This is a genomic window from Vibrio sp. R15-SG3-ISO1A, from assembly GCF_059833955.1.
In genome coordinates this window covers 22,460-43,246 of the sequence record NZ_JCBDGH010000098.1, presented here as the reverse complement: position 1 = coordinate 43,246, position 20,787 = coordinate 22,460, and the positions used below count along the sequence as shown (strand labels likewise).

The 20,787-nt window shown below is 47.7% G+C and carries 17 protein-coding genes; 2 read left to right on the top strand and 15 right to left on the bottom strand.

Features of this window, described 5'->3' with window-relative positions; translation table 11 throughout:
* Window positions 1–44 precede the first annotated feature (44 nt).
* The 12 genes from lapB to tig all read right to left on the bottom strand — a co-directional run bounded on the left by lapB (window position 45) and on the right by tig (window position 13,831).
* Window positions 45–1,214, bottom strand: coding sequence for a lipopolysaccharide assembly protein LapB (lapB, locus tag AC6R0L_RS18135; RefSeq protein WP_334552566.1), 1,170 nt, complete (start codon window positions 1,212–1,214; stop codon window positions 45–47).
* 32 nt (window positions 1,215–1,246) lie between these two features.
* Window positions 1,247–1,525, bottom strand: a complete 279-nt coding sequence (locus tag AC6R0L_RS18130; protein ID WP_334552567.1) for a lipopolysaccharide assembly protein LapA domain-containing protein — start codon at window positions 1,523–1,525, stop codon at window positions 1,247–1,249.
* Window positions 1,526–1,685: 160 nt separating this feature from the next.
* A complete protein-coding gene (gene ihfB / locus AC6R0L_RS18125; protein WP_011080796.1) occupies window positions 1,686–1,967 on the bottom strand; it encodes an integration host factor subunit beta in 282 nt (93 codons plus the stop codon).
* 204 nt (window positions 1,968–2,171) lie between these two features.
* Complete coding sequence (rpsA, locus tag AC6R0L_RS18120) at window positions 2,172–3,842, bottom strand: 30S ribosomal protein S1 (RefSeq protein WP_334552568.1); 1,671 nt, start codon at window positions 3,840–3,842, stop codon at window positions 2,172–2,174.
* A gap of 103 nt (window positions 3,843–3,945) precedes the next feature.
* A complete protein-coding gene (gene cmk / locus AC6R0L_RS18115) occupies window positions 3,946–4,626 on the bottom strand; it encodes a (d)CMP kinase (protein WP_334552569.1) in 681 nt (226 codons plus the stop codon).
* Between the two features lie 328 nt (window positions 4,627–4,954).
* Complete coding sequence (locus AC6R0L_RS18110) at window positions 4,955–5,287, bottom strand: ComEA family DNA-binding protein (protein ID WP_334552570.1); 333 nt, start codon at window positions 5,285–5,287, stop codon at window positions 4,955–4,957.
* A 160-nt stretch (window positions 5,288–5,447) separates the two neighbouring features.
* The gene (ppiD, locus tag AC6R0L_RS18105; RefSeq protein WP_500630053.1) at window positions 5,448–7,307 is read right to left on the bottom strand and encodes a peptidylprolyl isomerase; all 1,860 of its coding nucleotides are present in this window, start codon (window positions 7,305–7,307) and stop codon (window positions 5,448–5,450) included.
* Window positions 7,308–7,484: 177 nt separating this feature from the next.
* The gene (hbs, locus tag AC6R0L_RS18100; protein WP_334552786.1) at window positions 7,485–7,763 is read right to left on the bottom strand and encodes a non-specific DNA-binding protein Hbs; all 279 of its coding nucleotides are present in this window, start codon (window positions 7,761–7,763) and stop codon (window positions 7,485–7,487) included.
* 194 nt (window positions 7,764–7,957) lie between these two features.
* The gene (gene lon, locus AC6R0L_RS18095; RefSeq protein ID WP_500630052.1) at window positions 7,958–10,303 is read right to left on the bottom strand and encodes an endopeptidase La; all 2,346 of its coding nucleotides are present in this window, start codon (window positions 10,301–10,303) and stop codon (window positions 7,958–7,960) included.
* 129 nt (window positions 10,304–10,432) lie between these two features.
* Window positions 10,433–11,716: an ATP-dependent protease ATP-binding subunit ClpX gene (gene clpX / locus AC6R0L_RS18090; RefSeq protein ID WP_500630051.1), complete on the bottom strand. Its 1,284-nt coding sequence runs from the start codon at window positions 11,714–11,716 to the stop codon at window positions 10,433–10,435.
* An 82-nt stretch (window positions 11,717–11,798) separates the two neighbouring features.
* A complete protein-coding gene (gene clpP / locus AC6R0L_RS18085) occupies window positions 11,799–12,425 on the bottom strand; it encodes an ATP-dependent Clp endopeptidase proteolytic subunit ClpP (protein ID WP_045975254.1) in 627 nt (208 codons plus the stop codon).
* Between the two features lie 104 nt (window positions 12,426–12,529).
* Window positions 12,530–13,831, bottom strand: coding sequence for a trigger factor (gene tig, locus AC6R0L_RS18080; RefSeq protein ID WP_500630050.1), 1,302 nt, complete (start codon window positions 13,829–13,831; stop codon window positions 12,530–12,532).
* 535 nt (window positions 13,832–14,366) lie between these two features.
* Here tig and AC6R0L_RS18075 point away from each other — a divergent pair.
* Entirely contained in the window at window positions 14,367–16,154 is a 1,788-nt protein-coding gene (locus AC6R0L_RS18075; RefSeq protein WP_500630049.1) for a sensor histidine kinase, read from the top strand.
* A complete protein-coding gene (locus tag AC6R0L_RS18070; protein ID WP_500630048.1) occupies window positions 16,154–17,503 on the top strand; it encodes a sigma-54-dependent transcriptional regulator in 1,350 nt (449 codons plus the stop codon). The genes AC6R0L_RS18075 and AC6R0L_RS18070 overlap by 1 nt, the downstream gene beginning before the upstream one ends.
* 48 nt (window positions 17,504–17,551) lie before the next feature.
* Here AC6R0L_RS18070 and AC6R0L_RS18065 read toward each other — a convergent pair whose 3' ends face one another.
* From AC6R0L_RS18065 to AC6R0L_RS18055, 3 genes are all read right to left on the bottom strand, one after another.
* The gene (locus AC6R0L_RS18065; RefSeq protein ID WP_500630047.1) at window positions 17,552–18,913 is read right to left on the bottom strand and encodes a TRAP transporter large permease; all 1,362 of its coding nucleotides are present in this window, start codon (window positions 18,911–18,913) and stop codon (window positions 17,552–17,554) included.
* Window positions 18,914–18,916: 3 nt separating this feature from the next.
* Window positions 18,917–19,582, bottom strand: coding sequence for a TRAP transporter small permease (locus AC6R0L_RS18060; protein WP_334552581.1), 666 nt, complete (start codon window positions 19,580–19,582; stop codon window positions 18,917–18,919).
* 91 nt (window positions 19,583–19,673) lie between these two features.
* A complete protein-coding gene (locus tag AC6R0L_RS18055) occupies window positions 19,674–20,669 on the bottom strand; it encodes a TRAP transporter substrate-binding protein (RefSeq protein WP_500630046.1) in 996 nt (331 codons plus the stop codon).
* Between the last annotated feature and the right edge of the window lie 118 nt (window positions 20,670–20,787).

The window sequence follows — 20,787 nt, the reverse complement described above, 5'->3', positions numbered from 1 at the left end:
CGAAAAAAAGCAGCGGGATCGCCGCTGCATTTATAAATTTATGGCTATTCGCCATCCAATCCTCGAATGGGCTTAATCGTGCCCCACCCTTTGCATGATGGACAATGCCAATAGAGGGAATGGGTTGAAAATCCGCATTTACGGCAACGATAGTGAGGCTTCACTTTTAACTGTTCACCCACCAACTTTTGCAGCGTTGCCAAGCTCGCTTTCGCGCGGCCCTCTTCTGCCTCCGCTAGATGATAATCCATCAAGCGATAAAAACCTTTCATTGTTGGGTTTTTAACCAGCTGCCTTGTGAGCAATTCTTGTGCAGCTCCTGCGCCTTCATGCTTGGCCACCAACTGAGCCAGCATCAATTCCGCTGACACACCCGCTTTGTTGGTGATACAACGGCGCAAAAAATCCAATAGCGCTTCTTGATCACCAATGTGGTGATAGCACTCCGCCAACGTCGGCAACACTTCACTGACAAAGTCACTGTCTTGTTCAAGCACTTGTTCAAGGTAGTGAATGGTTTCAGCGTAATTTTCAGCATCAAGAAATAGACGTCCGAGCGCCAAAGAGGCTCGTACGCATTTGGGGTCTTCAGATAAAGCGCGCTTATAATGTTGCGTGGCTTTGTCGATGTTCCCCTCAAGCTTTTCTTGCGCTGCAAGCTCACACCAAAAATGCGCGATGCTACTGCGCATGCGCTTACGCCCCATCTTAACGAGAAGCGTGGCGTATTCTATTGCTTTGCCCCACTCTCGTGTTTGCTGATAAATCGCGACCAGTTGGCCTAATGCCGCTTCTCTGTGATCGGGCTCGTCCACGAGTTGTTCAAAAATCTTTTCCGCTCTATCGAGAAAACCCGACGCCATGTAATCTTTGGCCAACTGCTGCAACGCAATATTTTTCTGGTCGATGGTTAGGCCTGAACGTGAGATAAGATTTTGGTGAATACGAATCGCTCTGTCCACCTCACCACGAGAGCGGAAGAGATTACCTAATGCTAAATGGGTATCTATGGTTTCATTATCGACTTGGAGCAGTTCGATAAAGTGGTCGACCGCCTTATCGGACTGATCGGACAGCAACAAGTTTAGACCCGTCACGTACTGACGGGAAATCTGATTGGACTGTTTCTGCTTGTCTTGCTGGGCACTACGGTTACCCATATACCAACCGTAAGCGGCGGCAATTGGCAATAACAAGAAGAGTATTTCTAACATCGAGTGAAGAGCCTACCTAACGACTAAGTGTATTATGCGTTTGACTGCTCTGGTGTCGATTCAGCCGGAGAGAGTTTCTTGACCTGGCGTTTGAGTTTACGAACTTCAAGCTGAGAGCGTAAATGTAAACTGCCAAAGATGACCCAAGCAATCACAAAGCCAACGACAAATACCACGCCAAGTAGGGTTGAAAGATGGAATTCACCTTGAGCTAATAAGTAATTGAAGTTCACAACCTCTTGGTTTTGCGAACCTAATGCCAGCGCGACAAGAAACAGAGCCAGTACGATAACAATTTTTATAATTTTCATCTTCTATCACCTGAATGGACAAACGCTGCTACGATTATGCAGTAAAACCACTGAACAAACCATGGTTATCTCGGGTTTTCATTTTATAAAAAAACGGCATACCTAATGTATGCCGTTTTTTTATACTGCCTTCATCCGCTATGAATAAGGCAGTGAAAATCTATCCAATATTTACGCGTTCACGTAATTCTTTGCCCGGTTTAAAGTGGGGAACATACTTACCTTCGAGTTCCACTTTATCGCCTGTCTTTGGATTGCGACCCACACGAGGCTCACGGTAGTGCAAAGAAAAACTGCCAAAACCACGAATTTCAATGCGGTCACCACTTTCCAGTGTTGACGCCATGTGCTCGAGAATATCTTTTACCGCATCTTCAATTTCTTTTGCTGAAAGATGGGTCTGTTCAGCACAGAGTCTTTCTATCAATTCAGACTTAGTCATAGTATCCCTCGTAGAGTAATTTATCATTTATTATAGTTACTAATAGTAGTTCCAACAAACACTTGCTATCAATTTTAGACAAGATTTCATCAGTTTGTGTAGTCTTCGCGACAATTTCGTACGATTTCTACGAATTGGACACTAGGTCACTGATAGGCAATAAAAAAGGAGCCTTTCGGCTCCTTTTTCTAACTATCGACGAAATTACTCGCCTTTAGCTGCTTTGAAAGCGTCAGCCATAGCGTTACCGAATGAAGCATCGTCTGCTTTGTTCAGTGTAGCCATTGCTTCTTGCTCTTCAGCTTCGTCTTTCGCTTTGATAGACAAGTTGATTACGCGGTTCTTACGGTCAACGCCAGTAAATTTCGCTTCAACAGTGTCACCAGCGCTTAGGATTAGAGAAGCGTCTTCTACGCGGTCACGAGAAACTTCAGATGCGCGGATGTAACCTTCTACGCCTTCTTCAAGCTCGATAGTTGCACCTTTAGCGTCTACTGCAGTTACAGTACCGTTAACTAGAACGCCTTTCTTCTTCTCTGCAACGTAAGCATTGAATGGGTCATTTTCCATTTGCTTAACGCCTAGAGAGATACGCTCACGCTCTGCGTCTACTGCTAGAACAACTGCAGAGATCTCGTCGCCTTTCTTGTACTCACGAACCGCTTCTTCACCAGCAACGTTCCAAGAGATATCAGACAGGTGAACTAGACCGTCGATGCCGCCTTCAAGACCGATGAAGATACCGAAGTCAGTGATAGACTTGATCTTACCAGTTACTTTGTCGCCTTTAGCTTGCGCTTCAGCGAAAGACTGCCAAGGGTTAGCTTTACACTGTTTCAGACCTAGAGAGATACGACGACGTTCTTCGTCGATTTCAAGAACCATAACCTCAACTTCGTCGCCAACATTAACAACTTTAGATGGGTGGATGTTCTTGTTAGTCCAATCCATTTCAGAAACGTGTACTAGACCTTCAACGCCTTCTTCGATTTCAACGAAACAGCCGTAGTCAGTTAGGTTAGTTACGCGACCAGATAGTTTGTGACCTTCTGGGTAACGCTTAGCGATTGCTACCCATGGATCTTCGCCTAGCTGCTTAAGACCTAGTGATACGCGAGTACGCTCACGATCGAACTTAAGAACTTTAACTTGGATCTCGTCACCAACGTTTACGATCTCAGAAGGGTGCTTAACGCGCTTCCAAGCCATGTCAGTGATGTGTAGTAGGCCGTCAACGCCGCCTAGGTCTACGAATGCACCGTAGTCAGTAAGGTTCTTAACGATACCTTTAACTTCTGCGCCTTCTTGTAGAGTTTCTAGAAGCTCATCACGCTCAACGCTGTTCTCAGACTCGATTACCGCACGGCGAGAAACAACAACGTTGTTACGCTTCTGGTCAAGCTTGATAACTTTGAACTCTAGCTCTTTGTTTTCTAGGTGAGCAGTGTCACGGATAGGACGTACGTCTACTAGAGAACCTGGAAGGAAAGCACGGATACCGTTGAGTTCAACAGTGAAACCGCCTTTAACTTTACCGTTGATGATACCAACAACAGTTTCAGCTTCTTCGTAAGCTTTCTCAAGTACGATCCAAGCTTCGTGACGCTTCGCTTTCTCGCGAGAAAGTTGAGTTTCACCGAAACCATCTTCAACAGCGTCTAGCGCTACGTCTACTTCAGCACCCACTTCAACTTCAAGTTCGCCAGCAGCGTTCTTGAACTGTTCAGCAGGGATAGCAGACTCAGACTTAAGACCAGCGTCAACAAGAACGAAACCGTTCTCGATAGCTACTACAGTACCTTTAACGATGCTGCCTTGTTGGAATTCTGTTTCGTTTAGAAACTCTTCAAAGAGTTGAGCAAAAGATTCAGTCATTTAGTTAATCTTCAATAAATTAAACGTCCACGGGTGTCCTACCACATGGGGTTATTAAATTCGCCAGTCATCATCCATGCGACCAACGCTCTTACCTAGCCGCCTAAGCGACTAGCTTCGATTCGATATATTGTAGTGCCTTTTCTACCACTTCGTCGATACTCATCGAGGTAGAATCGAGCAAAAGCGCATCCTCTGCCGGGCGCAATGGCGCCACAGGGCGATTACGATCTCTGTCGTCTCGCTCTTGTATCTCGCTCAAAAGGTCGTCAAATTTAACATCTAACCCCTTGCCTTGCAACTGTTTGAGGCGACGATTCGCTCGCTCTTCAGCGCTGGCATCGAGAAAAATCTTCACCTCAGCTTGAGGAAAAACGACAGTGCCCATGTCGCGGCCATCGGCCACTAGACCCTTACCCTCAGCAAAGGCGCGTTGGCGTCTCAGTAGCGCTTCTCGTACACGTGGTAAAGCGGCCACTTTTGATGCGGCCATACCTGTCTCTTCTTTGCGAAGTTCGCGAGAAACATCTTCCCCTTCAAGAATAACGCGCACCAAATCGCCTTCTGCAACGAACTGGACATCAAGATGAGTCGCAATCGGCACCAGTGCATCTTCAGATTCTAAATCGACACCATGATGAATAGCAGCCAAGGCTAATACGCGATAGATCGCGCCAGAATCGAGAAGATGAAAGCCTAATTTTTTTGCTAACAGCATGCAAAGCGTGCCTTTACCCGCACCACTTGGTCCATCAACGGTCACGACCGGTGTATGAGACGACATGTTTTACTCCAAGTCTATTGACGGTCACCGCGGTGATCTCCACAAAACACACGTTCAAATGGCAATGGCTCATGATTAAAACGTGACAACGTTGAAGTGAAGAGCAAAGTGCGTTGACCTTGAAATTCGGCGACAAATTATATACTCATACGCGTATTTTCGCTAGGCGGGATCGGGTGATAGTGCATTTAATTGGATATTGTTACAGAATGAAAATCTTTATCAGCGATAAAGAAGTGAATAAAAACCTACTAGAACTGCTGAGAGTGGGCATTCCTCTCTAGTAGGTTATTGATGCTTAAAGGTCACATCGGTTGAAGGATCACGCTCAAAGCTTTATGCGATCCGCATTTTTTGTCACGATCGCCTCACCAATCCCTTTTACCTGGGTGAGATCATTGGCTGCACTAAACTTTCCGTTTGCTTGTCGATACTCTACGATAGCCTGAGCTTTCTTTATCCCAACCCCTGAGAGCAAATCGGCCAATTCTTCTGCACTGGCTTGATTGATGTTAACCGTTATTTCTATTCCCTCATACTTATCTGGTTGCTTTTGCTCATTGGCAAAAGAGAGTGGACTGGTCACAAAACACAGCGTAATCGCTGCGACAGAAAAGACGCTTTTCAAGCGTGCTAAAAGTGGGGATGCTTTCCCTCGCATAGGATCTCCTTAGTTCACTGAATTAACGCTACTAGAGTAGCGTGCGTATCCTCAGGAGAAAGTGCAAAAAGTAGAAAACATAACGGGCTGCAGATGCAGCCCGTTATGATGAGATTATCAATTACACGGTTAGCGTGCGATGCCTCGCACGCCAGCGGGGTTATTGAGCCACCGCGTAGTACTCGATATCGTAGGTTTTACGAAGAATACTCACCAGTCCACTGAGTTCTTGTTGTGAACTCGTCTGAAGCAGTTGATTACCAATTTGAGTGTTAAATTGAGCGTCGTACTCACTCGAGACTTGGCTTAATTCAACGATCACAATGTCGCCATTAAGGTCTTTGGTCTGAGCGTAATGAACTTCACCCGCTGCAGGTTTTGGCAACGCAAATACCGTCTGAGCATAAGGAGAACTGCGATCGATGGTTTCTACTTCTGAGAACGCCAGGCCATTCTCTTCCAATAGTGATGCGTCGCCTTGCTCTAACTGTTCGGTCATCGCTTTAGCAAGTTCAATGGCGTTTTGTTCACCTTTGACTTTAGCTAGCGACACCATCAACTGTTCGCGGACTTCACTAAGCGGCAGCAGTGTTTCATCACGACTCTCTTCAACACGCACCACGATAATGTGCTCTGGAGCAATCTCAATCGCTTCTGAGTTGAGGCCGTCTTCTTTCACTTCAGGGCTCACGATGGCTTGCATGACGGCTGCCGATCTTAGCACCTCAGGCGCGTCCACTTGCGAGATGAAATCCGTCGTTGTGATTGTGGCGCCAATCGCTTTTGCTGCATCATCCAGTGAATCTGGGTACTCAAAGGCGACTTTTTCTAACTCACTTTGCAGTTCGTAGAATTGATCGATGGCTTGCTGATCGGTGAGCTCTTGCTTAATAGACGCACTAACCTCTTCGAATGGCTTAGCGACCGCGTCTTTTCGCTCATCAAGCTTAATGACGTGGTAACCAAAATCTGACTTCACTAAACCTGAAATTTCACCTTCATTTTCCAAAGCAAAGGCCGCTTCTTCAAAGGCGGGATCCATCACATCACGCTCGATGAAACCCAGTGAACCGCCCTCTTCTGCACTGCCAAAGTCGTCTGACTTTTCTTGTGCCAAAGTAGCAAAATCTGCACCCGCTTGTAGCTCGTCTAAAATCGCTTGCGCTTTGGCTTCGTCATCACCTTGGATAAGGATATGACTCACTTTACGCTGCTCATCAGAAGAGTATTTATCGAGATGCTCTTGATAATACTGCTTCGCTTGCTCATCGCTGATCTCAATCGATTCCTTAAGTGCCTGAGCAGACAGTTCGATGTACGCAACTTTTACTTGCTCTGGGCGAGTGTAACGCTCAGGGTTTTGTTCGTAATAGGCCTGAATCTCTTCTTCAGACAGACTCGCTTTGTTGGCAAACTCTTCTAGAGAGAGTGTGACCTTTTTAATATCACGAGTTTGAGTCAACAGTTGGCCCTGTACTTCCACTTCATTATCAAGCACAAAGTCACTGCTCTGGATGGCAGTCAGTAACTGATTACGCACTAAGTCACGACGCAAGTACTCAGCAAAACTTTCAGCACTGAAGCCCGCACGACGCAACGCAGATTGGTAGATGTCCTGATCGAACTTGCCATCAATTTGGAATTGAGGCATGTCCAAAATGAGCGTACGAACCTGAGCATCGCTCACGCGTAGCCCCAATGACTCAGCATGCTGCTCTAGCAACACATCGTTGACCATTCGATCCAACACAGATTTGCGGAAAGATTGCACATAACTTGGGTCAGCCAACAGGTTTGAGAAGTAATCGCCAAGCTGAGCTTGCATTCGGTTACGTTCGTTTTGGTAAGCCTGTTCAAACTCACCACGACCAATCTCAACATTCCCTACTTTTGCTGCTGAATTGTTTGAGCCACCGACAATGTAGCTACCCACACCTGCAAAAACGAAAGATAGGATGATAAGCCCTAGGATAATTTTAACCGCGATGCTGTTCACGCCCTCGCGTAATCGGTCCATCATACTGAAACTACTCTCCGCTTGTACCCTGCCCAAAATGCTTATATTTTGAGCAGCAAGTACTTAATTGAACTAAAAAAACTATTAGCGCGATAATACCAGAAAAAGAAATGCGCATCAGTAGGATGCGCATAATTTAAAAAGGTTCGAAAAAACTGCAAATGCAGTCAAATTTCTGAATTAGTTACAAGCGTCTTTTAGAGCTTTACCGGCTTTGAATGCGGGTACTTTCGCTTCTGCGATTTGGATTTCTTCACCCGTCTTAGGGTTACGACCTGTGCGAGCTGCACGAGTACGTACGCTGAATGTGCCAAAGCCAACTAATGCGACTTGATCACCAGACTGTAGAGTGTCACCTACAGCTTCGATGAAAGCGTCTAGTGCGCGACCTGCTGAAGCTTTAGATAGGTCTGCGTTTTCTGCGATTTTTTCTACTAATTGTGTTTTATTCACTGTGATTCCCCTTTGTGCCGCCTGTTTTATTTTTAATGAGACAGCTGTGTTCCATTTTCATTTCCAAATATAAGCGCAAGCCTTATCAGACAAGGGCTGGCGCTTTAAGAGCTAACGTTAGCGCCCAAAAAAAACGCTGACAAGCCTTTTTCGGCTAATCAGCGTAATCTTTTACTTATTTTTGCTGCACATCACTCTTTTTAGTGAGCAAATTCAACACCTGACGGGTCTTTTTCGAGTGCGACTTTCAGGACTTCATCAATCCATTGAACCGGAATCACTTTCAGATCCGCGATGACGTTACTTGGAATCTCTTCCAAATCGCGTTCATTGTCTTTTGGAATAAGAACCGTTGTGATACCACCACGGTGCGCCGCCAGCAGTTTTTCTTTCAAACCACCAATCGGCAAAACTTCACCACGCAGCGTGATCTCACCTGTCATGGCCACCTCAGCTTTGACTGGGTTGCCCGTCAAGCTAGACACCAAAGCGGTACACATCGCGATACCGGCGCTCGGACCATCTTTAGGCGTGGCACCTTCGGGTACGTGAACGTGAATATCACGCTTTTCGTAAAAGTCAGAGTTGATACCCAAGCTTTCAGCGCGCGAACGTACCACGGTCATCGCTGCTTGAATCGATTCCTGCATGACATCGCCCAGTGAACCGGTTTGAGTCAACTTGCCTTTGCCTGGCATCGATTGGGTTTCGATGGTTAACAGGTCACCGCCGACTTCCGTCCACGCTAATCCTGTTACCTGTCCAATACGATTACTGTCTTCCGCTTTACCGTAATCATGGCGCTGAACACCTAGATACTCTTTGAGGTTATCCATGCTCACCGTCACTTTCTTCAAATCCGGTTTGAGCAGAATGTTCTTCACCGCTTTACGACAGATCTTCGAAATTTCACGTTCTAAGCTACGCACCCCCGCTTCACGCGTGTAGTAGCGAATAATGCCGATGATCGCTGAGTCTTCAATGTCGATCTCACCCGCTTTCAAGCCGTTTCGCTTGATCTGCTTGTCGACCAAGTGACGTTTCGCAATGTTAAGCTTTTCATCTTCGGTGTAACCCGACAAACGAATCACTTCCATACGGTCAAGCAGTGGCCCCGGAATATTCATTGAGTTCGAGGTGGCAACAAACATCACATCGGACAGATCGTAATCCACTTCTAAGTAATGGTCATTGAATGCGTTGTTTTGTTCCGGGTCGAGAACCTCAAGGAGCGCCGACGACGGATCACCTCGCATATCCGATGACATTTTGTCGATTTCATCCAGCAAGAACAGCGGGTTTTTCACCCCCACTTTGGACATTTTCTGAATCAACTTGCCTGGCATGGAACCAATGTAGGTTCTGCGGTGACCACGGATTTCCGCTTCATCACGTACCCCACCTAACGCCATACGCGTGTATTTACGCCCGGTTGCCGCTGCGATAGAGCGACCCAGCGACGTCTTACCCACACCTGGAGGACCAACGAGACACAGGATAGGTCCTTTCAATTTATTGATGCGATTTTGCACCGCCAAGTATTCAAGAATGCGCTCTTTCACTCGCTCTAAGCCGTAGTGATCTTCGTTGAGCACTTCTTCCGCTTTGGCGAGGTTTTTCTTCACTTTCGAGCGCTTGTTCCATGGCACACCAATCATCCAATCGATGTAACCACGAACCACAGTCGCTTCTGCCGACATTGGCGACATCATCTTCAGCTTTTGCAGCTCTTGTTCTGTCTTCTCACGCGCTTCTTGCGGCATTTTCGCTTCAGCAATTTTTTGCTTGAGCGTCTCAAATTCGTCAACACCGTCTTCAGACTCACCCAGCTCCTTCTGAATCGCTTTCATTTGCTCGTTCAGATAGTATTCGCGCTGCGACTTTTCCATCTGCTTCTTAACGCGTGTACGAATACGCTTTTCAACTTGAAGCAAATCGATTTCTGATTCCATCTGCCCCATCAAAAACTCTAGACGCTCTGTGACATCAAGAATTTCCAACACACTCTGTTTTTCAGCCAACTTGAGTGGCATGTGCGCTGCAATCGTATCCGCCAGACGTGCGGCTTCATCGATGCCACTTAACGAAGTTAGAACTTCAGGTGGGATTTTTTTGTTGAGCTTAATAAAGCCTTCGAACTGGTTGATCGCGCTGCGAACGATCACTTCTTGCTCTCGCTCGTCCAGTGGCTCGGTCAACAAAAATTCTGCATCCGCAGTGAAGAACTCTTCTTCATAAAACTGATGGATTTTCGCGCGCTGCTGACCTTCGACCAGTACTTTCACCGTACCGTCAGGGAGCTTAAGCAACTGCAAAATGGTGGCGACCGTTCCTACCTCAAACAGATCGTCTTTCGTGGGTTCGTCGGTGTCAGCTTCTTTTTGTGCCACCAACAAGACTTGCTTGTCGTTGTCCATTGCAGCTTCTAGGCACGCAATCGACTTTTCACGACCAACAAACAAAGGAATTACCATATGCGGGTAAACCACTACATCTCTTAGAGGTAGTACGGGGATCTCGATACGTTCGGAACGTTCCAAGTTCATATTCTTCTCTCTTCCGCTTAGTCTTATGAGCAGTATATGGGGGCTAATTGGTTGGATTCAATGGAAGAATAAAAAAAAGGGAGTAATTGATTACTCCCTTTCTTACACCATCTTAGTTTGTGAATCCGATTAAGATTCAGCGCCAGCGGCTTGGTTATCGGCGTTGCTATAAATCAGCAACGGATCCGATTCGCCTTTAATCACTGACTCATCAATTACGACTTTGCTGACGTCGTTCATTGATGGCAATTCGTACATGGTCTCAAGCAGAACACTCTCGAGGATAGAACGAAGACCACGAGCACCTGTTTTACGCTCCATGGCTTTCTTCGCAATCGCACGCAATGCATCTTCACGGAATTCAAGCTCAGCATCTTCTAGCTCGAACAGTGCCGCGTACTGCTTAGTTAATGCGTTCTTAGGCTCGCACAAGATCTGAATCAAGGCTTCTTCGTCAAGCTCAGTCAACGTTGTCGTTACAGGAAGACGACCAATGAACTCAGGAATCAAACCGTATTTAACCAGATCTTCAGGCTCCACTTGAGTGAACAGCTCACCCACGGTTTTGGTCTCGTCTTTTGAACGCACTTCTGCGCCAAAACCGATACCTGTGCCTGTTGCGACGCGCTGCTCAATCACTTTATCCAAGCCGGCAAATGCACCGCCACAGATAAAGAGGATTTTGGAGGTATCCACTTGCAAGAACTCTTGTTGTGGATGCTTACGGCCCCCTTGAGGAGGAACGGATGCGACCGTACCTTCAATCAATTTAAGCAACGCTTGCTGCACACCTTCACCCGACACGTCGCGGGTAATTGAAGGGTTTTCCGCTTTACGCGAAATTTTATCGATCTCATCGATATAAACGATACCACGTTCTGCTTTCGCCACGTCGTAATCGCATTTTTGCAGCAGTTTTTGGATGATGTTTTCTACGTCTTCGCCCACGTAACCCGCTTCTGTCAGCGTGGTCGCGTCAGCCATAGTAAATGGTACATCAAGGAAACGCGCTAACGTTTCTGCAAGCAGTGTTTTACCACTACCCGTTGGACCAATCAGAAGGATGTTACTCTTACCTAGCTCAACACCTTCGTTGGTCGTGTCCCCATTACGTAAACGCTTATAGTGGTTATAAACGGCTACTGCTAACACTTTTTTAGCGTAATCTTGGCCAATCACATAATCATCAAGGTGGGCACGGATCTCGCGCGGCACCGGCAGTGCTTCTGACTGTTTTTTCGGAAGCACGTCTTTGATTTCTTCACGGATGATGTCATTACATAAGTCGACACATTCATCACAGATGTAAACTGACGGACCAGCGATCAGCTTGCGAACTTCGTGCTGGCTTTTGCCGCAGAAAGAGCAGTAAAGAAGCTTACTACTACCGCTCTCTTTGCTTTTATCTGTCATTCGCTAACCTCTTAGCCTTTACTCTTTATGATTTGAGTGTACATCAAATCATTCATAATTGCGCAGAACAATTTGCTCTGGCTTATTCACCGCGATGCGTCAATACCGCATCCACCAAACCATACTCAACGGCTTGTTCGGCTGCCATAAAGTTGTCACGGTCGGTATCACGTTCAATCACTTCAAGCGGTTGACCCGTGTGCTCTGCTAGCAACTTATTGAGCTTCTGCTTGATGGTCAAAATTTCTTGCGCATGAATTTGGATATCTGACGCTTGTCCTTGGAATCCACCCAGCGGTTGGTGAATCATCACGCGTGAGTTAGGCAATACATAACGTTTGCCTGGCGCACCACCAGCAAGCAGGAAGGCCCCCATAGAACACGCTTGTCCCATACAAACGGTACTAACGTTAGGCTTGATGAACTGCATGGTGTCATAGATTGACATACCCGCAGTCACACTGCCGCCTGGCGAGTTGATGTAGAGGAAGATGTCTTTATCAGGATTTTCAGATTCTAAGAAAAGCAGCTGTGCCACGACAAGGTTTGCCATATGGTCTTCCACTTGACCAGTCAGGAAAATTACACGCTCTTTAAGTAGACGTGAATAAATGTCGTAGGAACGTTCACCTCGGGAAGTTTGTTCAACCACCATGGGTACTAGCGCGTCTAGAATTGGCGACATTGCATTTTTTTCTTGGTAGCTCATATTCTTATGTCCCTAAAATAAATGGCCCGGATGATAATATCATACGGACCATTGTTAGCAGAATAGTCGACGCTTAGTCAACTACCTACGCAAGATATTGCCTATTAAGCTGGCTGCTGGTTCATAAGCTCGTTGAAGCTTACTGCTTTCTCAGAAACCTGAGCTTTAGCGATGATAGCGTCGATCGCTTGCTCTTCTAGAGCAACGTTGCGCATGTTGTTCATCATTTGCTCGTTTTGCTCGTAGTAAGCAACCACTTCAGTTGGATCTTCGTACGCTGTTGCCATCTCTTCGATCAGTGCTTTCACTTTCTCGTCGTCAGCTTTGAGCTCTTCAGACTTGATCACTTCACCTAGAAGAAGACCAACGACAACGCGACGCTTCGCTTGTTCTTCGAACAGTTCACGTGGAAGCTGTTCAGCGGCTTCTGGGTTGCCACCGAAACGTTGAGCCGCTTGCTGACGTAGAGTACCAATTTCTTGGTCGATCAGCGCTGCTGGTACGTCGATGTCGTTCTCTTTAACTAGACCGTCGAGCGCTTGCTCTTTGATGCGGTTTTTAACCGCTTGCTTCAGCTCACGCTCCATGTTTTTACGAACTTCCGCTTTCAGAGCGTCTACACCGCCTTCTGTTACACCGAACTTAGCAACAAACTCGTCGTTTAGCTCAGGCAGTTCACGCGCTTCAACTTTGCTCAGTTTGATAGCGAATTTCGCTGCTTTACCTTTTAGGTTTTCAGCGTGGTAATCTTCTGGGAAAGTCACGTCGATTTCGAATTCCATACCTGCAGTCTTACCTGCGATACCGTCTTCAAAACCTGGGATCATGCGACCTGCACCCATTTCTAGAGGGAAGTTCTCTGCTTTACCGCCTTCGAACTCTTCGCCGTCGATAGAACCAACGAAGTCGATAGTCGCACGCTTGCCTTCTTCTGCAGCTTCGTCAACTTCCTTCCAAGTTGCCTGTTGCTTACGCAATGTGTCGATCATCTCTTCAACGTCTGCGTCTTGAACTTCAGTTGTTGGTTTTTCAACAGTGATGTTCTCTAGACCTTTCAGTTCAACTTCTGGGTAAACTTCAAACGTTGCAGTGAAAACTAGGTCTTCGCCTTCTTTCGCTTCTACTGGAGCGAAAGTTGGAGCGCCTGCTGGGTTGATCTTCTCTTTAACGATCGCTTCGATGAAGTGGCGTTGCATCACTTCACCCATTACGTCTTGACGTACCGCTTTGCCGTACATCTGAGCAACCATTTTTAGAGGCACTTTGCCTTTACGGAAACCATCGAAACGACGGTTTTTTGCGATGTTGCGTAGTTCAGCTGTTACAGCATCTTCGATGTTAGCAGCAGGAACAGTAATGTTTAGACGACGCTCTAGGCCCTCTAGCGTTTCAACAGTAACTTGCATTATTCAATAACCTCAATACAGGCTCAGCTAAGCTGAGCTTATGTTCCTTATTAGCAGAGCAGAGTGTCACCACCGCACGCCACTAATTCGGTCCATCCTTTGTGTGCTCGATGAACACATTTCGTAATTCGAGTATCGGTAACCAACAATGTGGACTACCGGACTAATCAGCGATCTCTTCTCACCACACTAAAAAAGCGAGGTCAAAGCCATCTCCAATTAGTCTCAGGACAAAAATTTAGACGCAGCATTCTACCGACCCGATGCATAGCTGTCGAGCTAATCGCAGTGATACGGGCTGCATTCTCCTAAAAACCCACTTAAGTGCTAAAAAAAGCATCAATATGACGACCTTTGATAGCAGAAATGGGGACATTAATTGGTTTTTCAAGATTCACTAGCGTTTTTTTATTTATAGACTGAAAAACTAGATCCAAGTCCGGTTTTGCTGCGCAATTTCGTTAATAACTTAAACACTCCGGTAACAAAAAACAGTACGATAGAGGGGCGTAATTTTAAGAGTTGTCAGGGTATTATGTCGTCGTTTCGCCGCGCCAATCTGTCTGTGTTTATTCTCTATTTGCTGACGTTGCTCGCTGGCTCACAATGGATGTGGGAGTATCGTTACCATGCCCAACATGCGGAGCAGCAAGAGCAGCTTGATCGCTTTGCCAGTCACATTATTAACAAACTGGACAAATACGCGCATTTGCCCAAATTGATTGCCAAAGATGGCGAGTTGCTCGCGGCACTGAAACAACCGGGCAACCCCGCTCAAGTCGAACTCACTAATCGCTTTTTGCAAAACGTTAACGATACGATTCTCGCCGCCGATACCTATCTATTGGATCGTTGGGGCACCACCATTGCTGCCAGCAACTGGAACTTAGATCGCTCCTTTGTCAGCCGAAACTTCGCCTGGCGTCCCTATTTTTTTGAAGCGATTCAAGGTCGAGCGAGCCAATACTTCGCCTTGGGATCCACCTCTGGGCAGCGCGGTTACTACTATTCCTACCCTGTCGTCTATGCCGCTGAAGTCGTGGGAGTCATCGTGGTCAAGATGGACCTCTCTGCCATCGAAGAGAACTGGAGCAGCAAAGTGAACACCTTTGTCGCCACCGATCAGAACCAAGTGATTTTTATGTCCAGCAACCCTCACTGGTTATTTAAGAGCTTGACCGATTTAGACGATACGACCCGGCAGGCGATTCGCGACAGCAGGCAATACCTCGATACTGACATTCAATCGCTGGGCCTGAACGGCGCCATTAACCTTGCGCAATCGGAACTGACTAACCGGCGTCTCGGTTGGATTCAAGGGGACTATTTAGTCTCCAGCCGCCCCCTGCCTGAACTTAACTTAACCATTCGTGTTCTATCGGAAAAAGTGACCGTATTTTGGTCAGTGTTGAGTTTTGGCCTGGTTTGGTCGCTGCTGTTTGTGATTGTCTTTTTAACCATGCAATTAACCTATCAGCGCCGACTCAAGCAACGTCAATTTGAGCGCCTCCAAGCGGAGGCCAAACAAAAACTTGAGTTCTTAGTGATGGAACGCACCGCCGAGCTCCACGCCGAGGTGCTTGAACGCTCACGCACGGAAGCCGCGCTGCGCCAGACACAAGATGAGCTCATTCAAGCAGCAAAACTGGCGGTACTCGGCCAGATGTCGGCCAGTATCAGCCATGAGCTCAATAATCCGTTAGCGGCGATTCGCAGTTTCGCTGACAACGCTCGCCGCTTTCTGGCCAAAAGCCACCTCGATCGCGTTGATGACAACTTGCAGCGTATCTCTTCACTGACCGACAGAATGGCCAAAATCAGTAGCCAACTTAAATCCTTTACGCGCAAATCCGACAGTAATGATGTCTCGATTATGGCTCTAACCCCCGTGATCACGTCGGTGAAAGAGTTGGTCGCACCGCAAATCAAATCGTATCGAGTCGACTTCGAGGTTGAACTGGCGCCCGAACTGGGCAAAGTGGACATCAACGCTATCCAGCTTGAGCAAGTGCTAATCAATTTGATCACTAACGCCGCGCAGGCGGTCGAATCTCTCGATACGCGTAAGGTTCGCCTTAGCGCCAACGTAGTGGATAAACAGGTGCAGATTGCCATAGACGACAATGGCCCTGGCATCGATCAACAAACGGCCCTTCACCTCTTCGAGCCGTTTTACACCACCAAGAAAAACGGACTGGGTCTTGGGCTCTCTATCTCTCAGCACATTATTGAGACCATGCACGGTGAGCTCACCGTTGGGACCTCTCCCCTTGGCGGCGCACAATTTACTGTTTCGCTCCCTCTTGTTGAAAAGGAACTCTAATGCACGACGTATTCTTTATTGATGACGAAAGTGACATCCGCATTGCCATCGAACAGAGCTTCGAGCTTGAGGGGATCTCTGCCGATTTTTTTGCCTGCGCAGAAGATGCCCTGTTGGCCATCAAAGAGCATGGCATGCCAAAGGTGCTGATCACCGACATCTGTTTGCCCGGTTTATCCGGGGAAAACTTACTGACTTCCGTTTTGCATCAAGACAAGGATGTGCCGGTGATCCTGATTACCGGCCATGGTGACATCACCATGGCCGTCAATGCGCTGCATAACGGCGCTTATGACTTTATTGAAAAACCTTTTGCCATTGACCGTTTGATTGACACCACCAAGCGTGCCCTAGACAAACGGGCCTTAACGCTCGAAAACCAAGCACTAAAGCGCAGCCTTAAGGCCAGTAATACACTGGGACCAAGGATTATCGGCGACACCCCTAGCATCCAAGCACTGCGCGATACCATTGCGCACATCGCGGACACCAATGCCGACATTCTACTGTTTGGTGAGACAGGAACCGGTAAAGAGCTGGTTGCGCGTTCCATTCACGAGCAGAGCTGTCGTCGTGAGGCAAACTTCGTCGCCATCAACTGTGGCGCCGTCCCTGAAAATTTGATTGAGAGCGAACTCTACGGTCACGAAAAAGGCGCGTTTACTGGCGCAGAGGCCAAACGCATCGGTAAGTTTGAGCACGCGCAAGGTGGCACGCTGTTTCTTGATGAGATCGAATCCATGCCGATGCAGGCGCAAATTCGTTTACTGCGCGTGCTGCAAGAGCGAGTGATTGAACGAGTTGGCTCAAATATCCTAATCCCGGTGGATATTCGCGTCATTGCCGCCACCAAAGTGGATTTAAAGCAAGCGTCAGCTCGAGGGACGTTTCGTGAGGATCTCTACTACCGACTCAATGTTGTTACCTTGGATTTACCGCCTTTACGCCAACGAAAAGAGGACATCCCTGCCCTATTCCACCATTTTCTCCTGGTTGCCGCCGCGCGATATGGCAAAGCCGCGAATGCCTTGCCCGATGCCGATCTGCAAACACTGATGTGCCATGATTGGCCGGGTAACGTGCGTGAACTGCGCAACAGCGCCGAGCGCTTCGTGCTGCTTGGTAACCTTGGCCACCTCAATCCGAGCCAGTCAAGCGCCGAGGCAACACCGCTTGCCTTGCAAGTGGCAGAGTTTGAGAAAGCAGTGATTGAACAAGCGCTTGCCAGTACTTCCGGACGCATCAATGACACCATGACCTTGTTGCAAGTGCCAAGAAAAACCCTCTACGATAAAATGCAAAAGTATGGGATAGACAAGAGCGTCTACAAAAGTGACCAGCCAGAATAACATCGCCCCGGCATCGTAGCCGGGGCGATAACGTTATAAGAGACGGTACTATTTGGTGATGATTTCCGGCCCCATCAGTGTAGTCGGTAGCCAAGTCGATACCCAAGGCACATAAGTGACGATGATTAAGAACAAGAACATCACCGCTACCCAGGGCAACGCCGCTTTGACCACTTGCATCATCGACATCTTCGCCACCCCGGCAGTAACAAAAAGGTTGAGCCCCACTGGTGGTGTGATCATCCCTATCTCCATGTTCACTACCATCATGATGCCAAGGTGAATAGGGTCGATACCCAACGCAATGGCGATCGGGAATACCAGCGGCGCAACGATAATCAACAGACCCGATGGCTCCATAAACTGACCACCAATCAGCAGTAGCAAGTTGACCACTATCAAGAAGGTGATCGGCCCAAGCCCTGCCGAGAGCATGGATTCAGTGATCATTTGCGGAATGCGCTCTTCGGTTAATACGTGCTTAAGGATCAACGCATTGGCGATGATGAACAGCAGCATAATGGTCAGCTTACCGGCATCATACAGGGTGTGCTTGGTGTCTTTATGAACAAGCGCTTGCAACACTTTCACCAACGCCGGTTTCTTGTTGGTTTTGTCGGCAAATGGTCCCATGTCTTTGTAGACAAAGTTAGCGATAAAGAAGGAGTATATCGCCGCAACGGCCGCCGCTTCTGTCGGGGTGAACACGCCACCGTAGATACCGCCAAGGATGATCACCACCAGCAACAAGCCCCAGCTGGCGTCTTTCGCAGCGGCAAGCATCTCGCCCCAACCGACGAACGGTTGTTTCGGTAAGTTCTTGACGCGTGCAGCAATGTAAATGGCGATCATTAACATCACACCGGCTAACAAGCCTGGGATCACGCCACCAAGGAACATACGTCCCACCGAAACATCGGTCGCCGCCGCATACACCACCATCACAATCGATGGCGGGATCAAAATGCCGAGCGTACCCGCGTTACAAATCACGCCAGCTGCAAACTCTTTGGAGTAGCCATTTTTGATCATACCGGCAATCACGATACTACCGATTGCGACCACCGTCGCAGGCGATGAGCCAGACAAGGCCGCAAACATCATACACGCGACTACCGACGCCATCGCCAAGCCGCCGCGGAACCAACCCACCATCGCAATCGCAAAGCGAATAATGCGTTTTGCCACACCGCCGGTCGACATAAAGCTCGAGGCGAGGATAAAGAACGGAATCGCTAACAAGGTGTAGTGGCCCGCAAAGGCGTTAAATAGGGTTTGTGCTACCGACGCTAGGGAAGCATCAGAGTGCATCATCAAAAAGAGAATACTCGATAAGCCGAGTGAGACTGCGATAGGCACACCAATCAGCATGAAGCCAATCACCATCACGAACAAAAACAAAATATCCATGGCTTAGCTCTCCTTGCCGTTTTTCTTGGTGGGCTCCATGGCCTCTCCCGCTTCACTGAGTTCTTCTTTCAGTGCTTCCAGCTCTTCTTCCGCTTCGTGACCTGCGATCAATCGATCAAGCTTGCCAGTGGCAATTTGCAGCGTCAGTTGCAAAAAGCGGAACGTCATTAGCGCCATGCCAATGGGTAGAGCCATGTAGGGGATAAAACGCGGCAGTTTTTCATAGCGCTCGCCTTCATTGAGCCAATCGGCTAAAAACTGCAATATCTCAGGCATTGGGATATCGTCCGTCTCATACCAAGCTCTCTCGGTGGCAAACGGATACCAGTAGTTCCAAGAGCCGACCAAGAGCAAAATGGAAAAGGCCAAACAGCAGCCAGCGGCCATCAAGGCGTAGGTTTTGCGCATGCCCGGCGATACCATGTTGATGATGACGTCAACGCCGATGTGGAAGTGCTTTTTGACACCGTAAGAGGCGCCGACCAGCACCATCCAGGCAAACATAAATACGGTCAGTTCGAGGGCCCAAAGAATATTACTGTTAAAAACATAACGAAAGACGACGTTGGTGAACGTCAGCAGGGTCATAGCGCCAAGGAAAAAGGCAATCAAGGTTTCCTCAATCGCATCGGTCACTTGTCCTATTTTGGCAAAGATTGACTGTTCCATAGTGTGATCACTTTTGGTTCCACCCTTTTGCAGCAGGCTCCTCCTCTAGAAGGAGCCTGTATAGGGTGTGTATTGTTATCTGTAGAGGGGATTATTTGTTCGACGCCAACGCCGCTTCAATCAGATCGGCACCGATGTCTTTTTCAAACTTCTTCCATACGGGTTGAAGCGCATCTACCCATTTTTGTCGTTGCTCTGGTGTTAATGTTCTCACCACACCACCTGCTTCTATTACGTTGTTTTTGTTGGCAAGATTAACCTTCGTTGACTCCGCGTTTCGAGCTTCAGTCACCTCTTTAATGATGGTCGCCAGTTGGTCTCGCTGATCATCAGGTAAACCATTCCAGAAATCGTTTGAGGTCACGACTAAGTAATCAAGAATGCCGTGGTTGGTTTCTGTAATGCCATCTTGAACTTCGAAGAATTTTTTACCGTAGATGTTTGACCAGGTGTTCTCTTGGCCATCAATCACTTTGGTTTGCAAGCCGCCGTACACTTCTTTGAACGACATTTTCTGTGGGTTGGCCCCTAGCTGCTCAAACTGAGCAACAAGGACATCAGAGGCTTGTACGCGGAACTTCAACCCTTTTGCATCTTCAGGGACAAGCAGTGGTTGGCTCGCTGACATCTGCTTCATGCCGTTATGCCAAAATGCAAGACCTTGAACTCCACGACGTTGCATCGCGTTCTTCAGCTTCTCACCCGCTTCTGAGTTCTGGAAGCGATCCACCGCTTCCACGTCTTCAAACAAGAACGGCAGATCGAAGATGCGGTACTTTTTGGTGAATTTCTCAAACTTTGAAAGAGAAGGGGCTGCGAGTTGAACATCACCATTGAGTAGCGCTTCAAGTACCTTGTCATCATCGTAAAGGGTCGAGTTTGGGAAGACCTGCATACAGACTTTGCCATTCATCTCTTCATTGACACGCTTTTCAAGCAGTGACGCCGCAATCCCTTTCGGGTGCTTGTCGGTATTGGTCACGTGACTGAACTTGATCACCGTCTCGCCAGGATCGCAGTTTGCAGCGGCGTTGAAACTGGTGACAGCAAGAATTGAGGCAGATAGTAGGGTCAAAGGCTTTAACATTATTATTCTCCTTGTGGATTGAGCAACCCCATCACTGGGTGTTGTATCAAGTAAGGAGCAATAAACTGGCCAACTTAGAGAGAAAGATCAAAAACAAACAAAAACATATACTTATATG

Bases quoted from the DNA above. Each gene is read 5' to 3' on its own strand.
- ihfB (WP_011080796.1), bottom strand. From the start codon at position 1,967: ATGACTAAGTCTGAATTGATAGAAAGACTCTGTGCTGAACAGACCCAT.
- AC6R0L_RS18075 (WP_500630049.1), top strand. From the start codon at position 14,367: ATGTCGTCGTTTCGCCGCGCCAATCTGTCTGTGTTTATTCTCTATTTG.
- AC6R0L_RS18110 (WP_334552570.1), bottom strand. From the start codon at position 5,287: ATGCGAGGGAAAGCATCCCCACTTTTAGCACGCTTGAAAAGCGTCTTT.
- AC6R0L_RS18055 (WP_500630046.1), bottom strand. From the start codon at position 20,669: ATGTTAAAGCCTTTGACCCTACTATCTGCCTCAATTCTTGCTGTCACC.
- tig (WP_500630050.1), bottom strand. From the start codon at position 13,831: ATGCAAGTTACTGTTGAAACGCTAGAGGGCCTAGAGCGTCGTCTAAAC.
- rpsA (WP_334552568.1), bottom strand. From the start codon at position 3,842: ATGACTGAATCTTTTGCTCAACTCTTTGAAGAGTTTCTAAACGAAACA.
- lapB (WP_334552566.1), bottom strand. From the start codon at position 1,214: ATGTTAGAAATACTCTTCTTGTTATTGCCAATTGCCGCCGCTTACGGT.
- clpP (WP_045975254.1), bottom strand. From the start codon at position 12,425: ATGAGCTACCAAGAAAAAAATGCAATGTCGCCAATTCTAGACGCGCTA.
- clpX (WP_500630051.1), bottom strand. From the start codon at position 11,716: ATGACAGATAAAAGCAAAGAGAGCGGTAGTAGTAAGCTTCTTTACTGC.
- AC6R0L_RS18130 (WP_334552567.1), bottom strand. From the start codon at position 1,525: ATGAAAATTATAAAAATTGTTATCGTACTGGCTCTGTTTCTTGTCGCG.
- AC6R0L_RS18060 (WP_334552581.1), bottom strand. From the start codon at position 19,582: ATGGAACAGTCAATCTTTGCCAAAATAGGACAAGTGACCGATGCGATT.
- lon (WP_500630052.1), bottom strand. From the start codon at position 10,303: ATGAACTTGGAACGTTCCGAACGTATCGAGATCCCCGTACTACCTCTA.
- ppiD (WP_500630053.1), bottom strand. From the start codon at position 7,307: ATGATGGACCGATTACGCGAGGGCGTGAACAGCATCGCGGTTAAAATT.
- cmk (WP_334552569.1), bottom strand. From the start codon at position 4,626: ATGTCGTCTCATACACCGGTCGTGACCGTTGATGGACCAAGTGGTGCG.
- AC6R0L_RS18065 (WP_500630047.1), bottom strand. From the start codon at position 18,913: ATGGATATTTTGTTTTTGTTCGTGATGGTGATTGGCTTCATGCTGATT.
- AC6R0L_RS18070 (WP_500630048.1), top strand. From the start codon at position 16,154: ATGCACGACGTATTCTTTATTGATGACGAAAGTGACATCCGCATTGCC.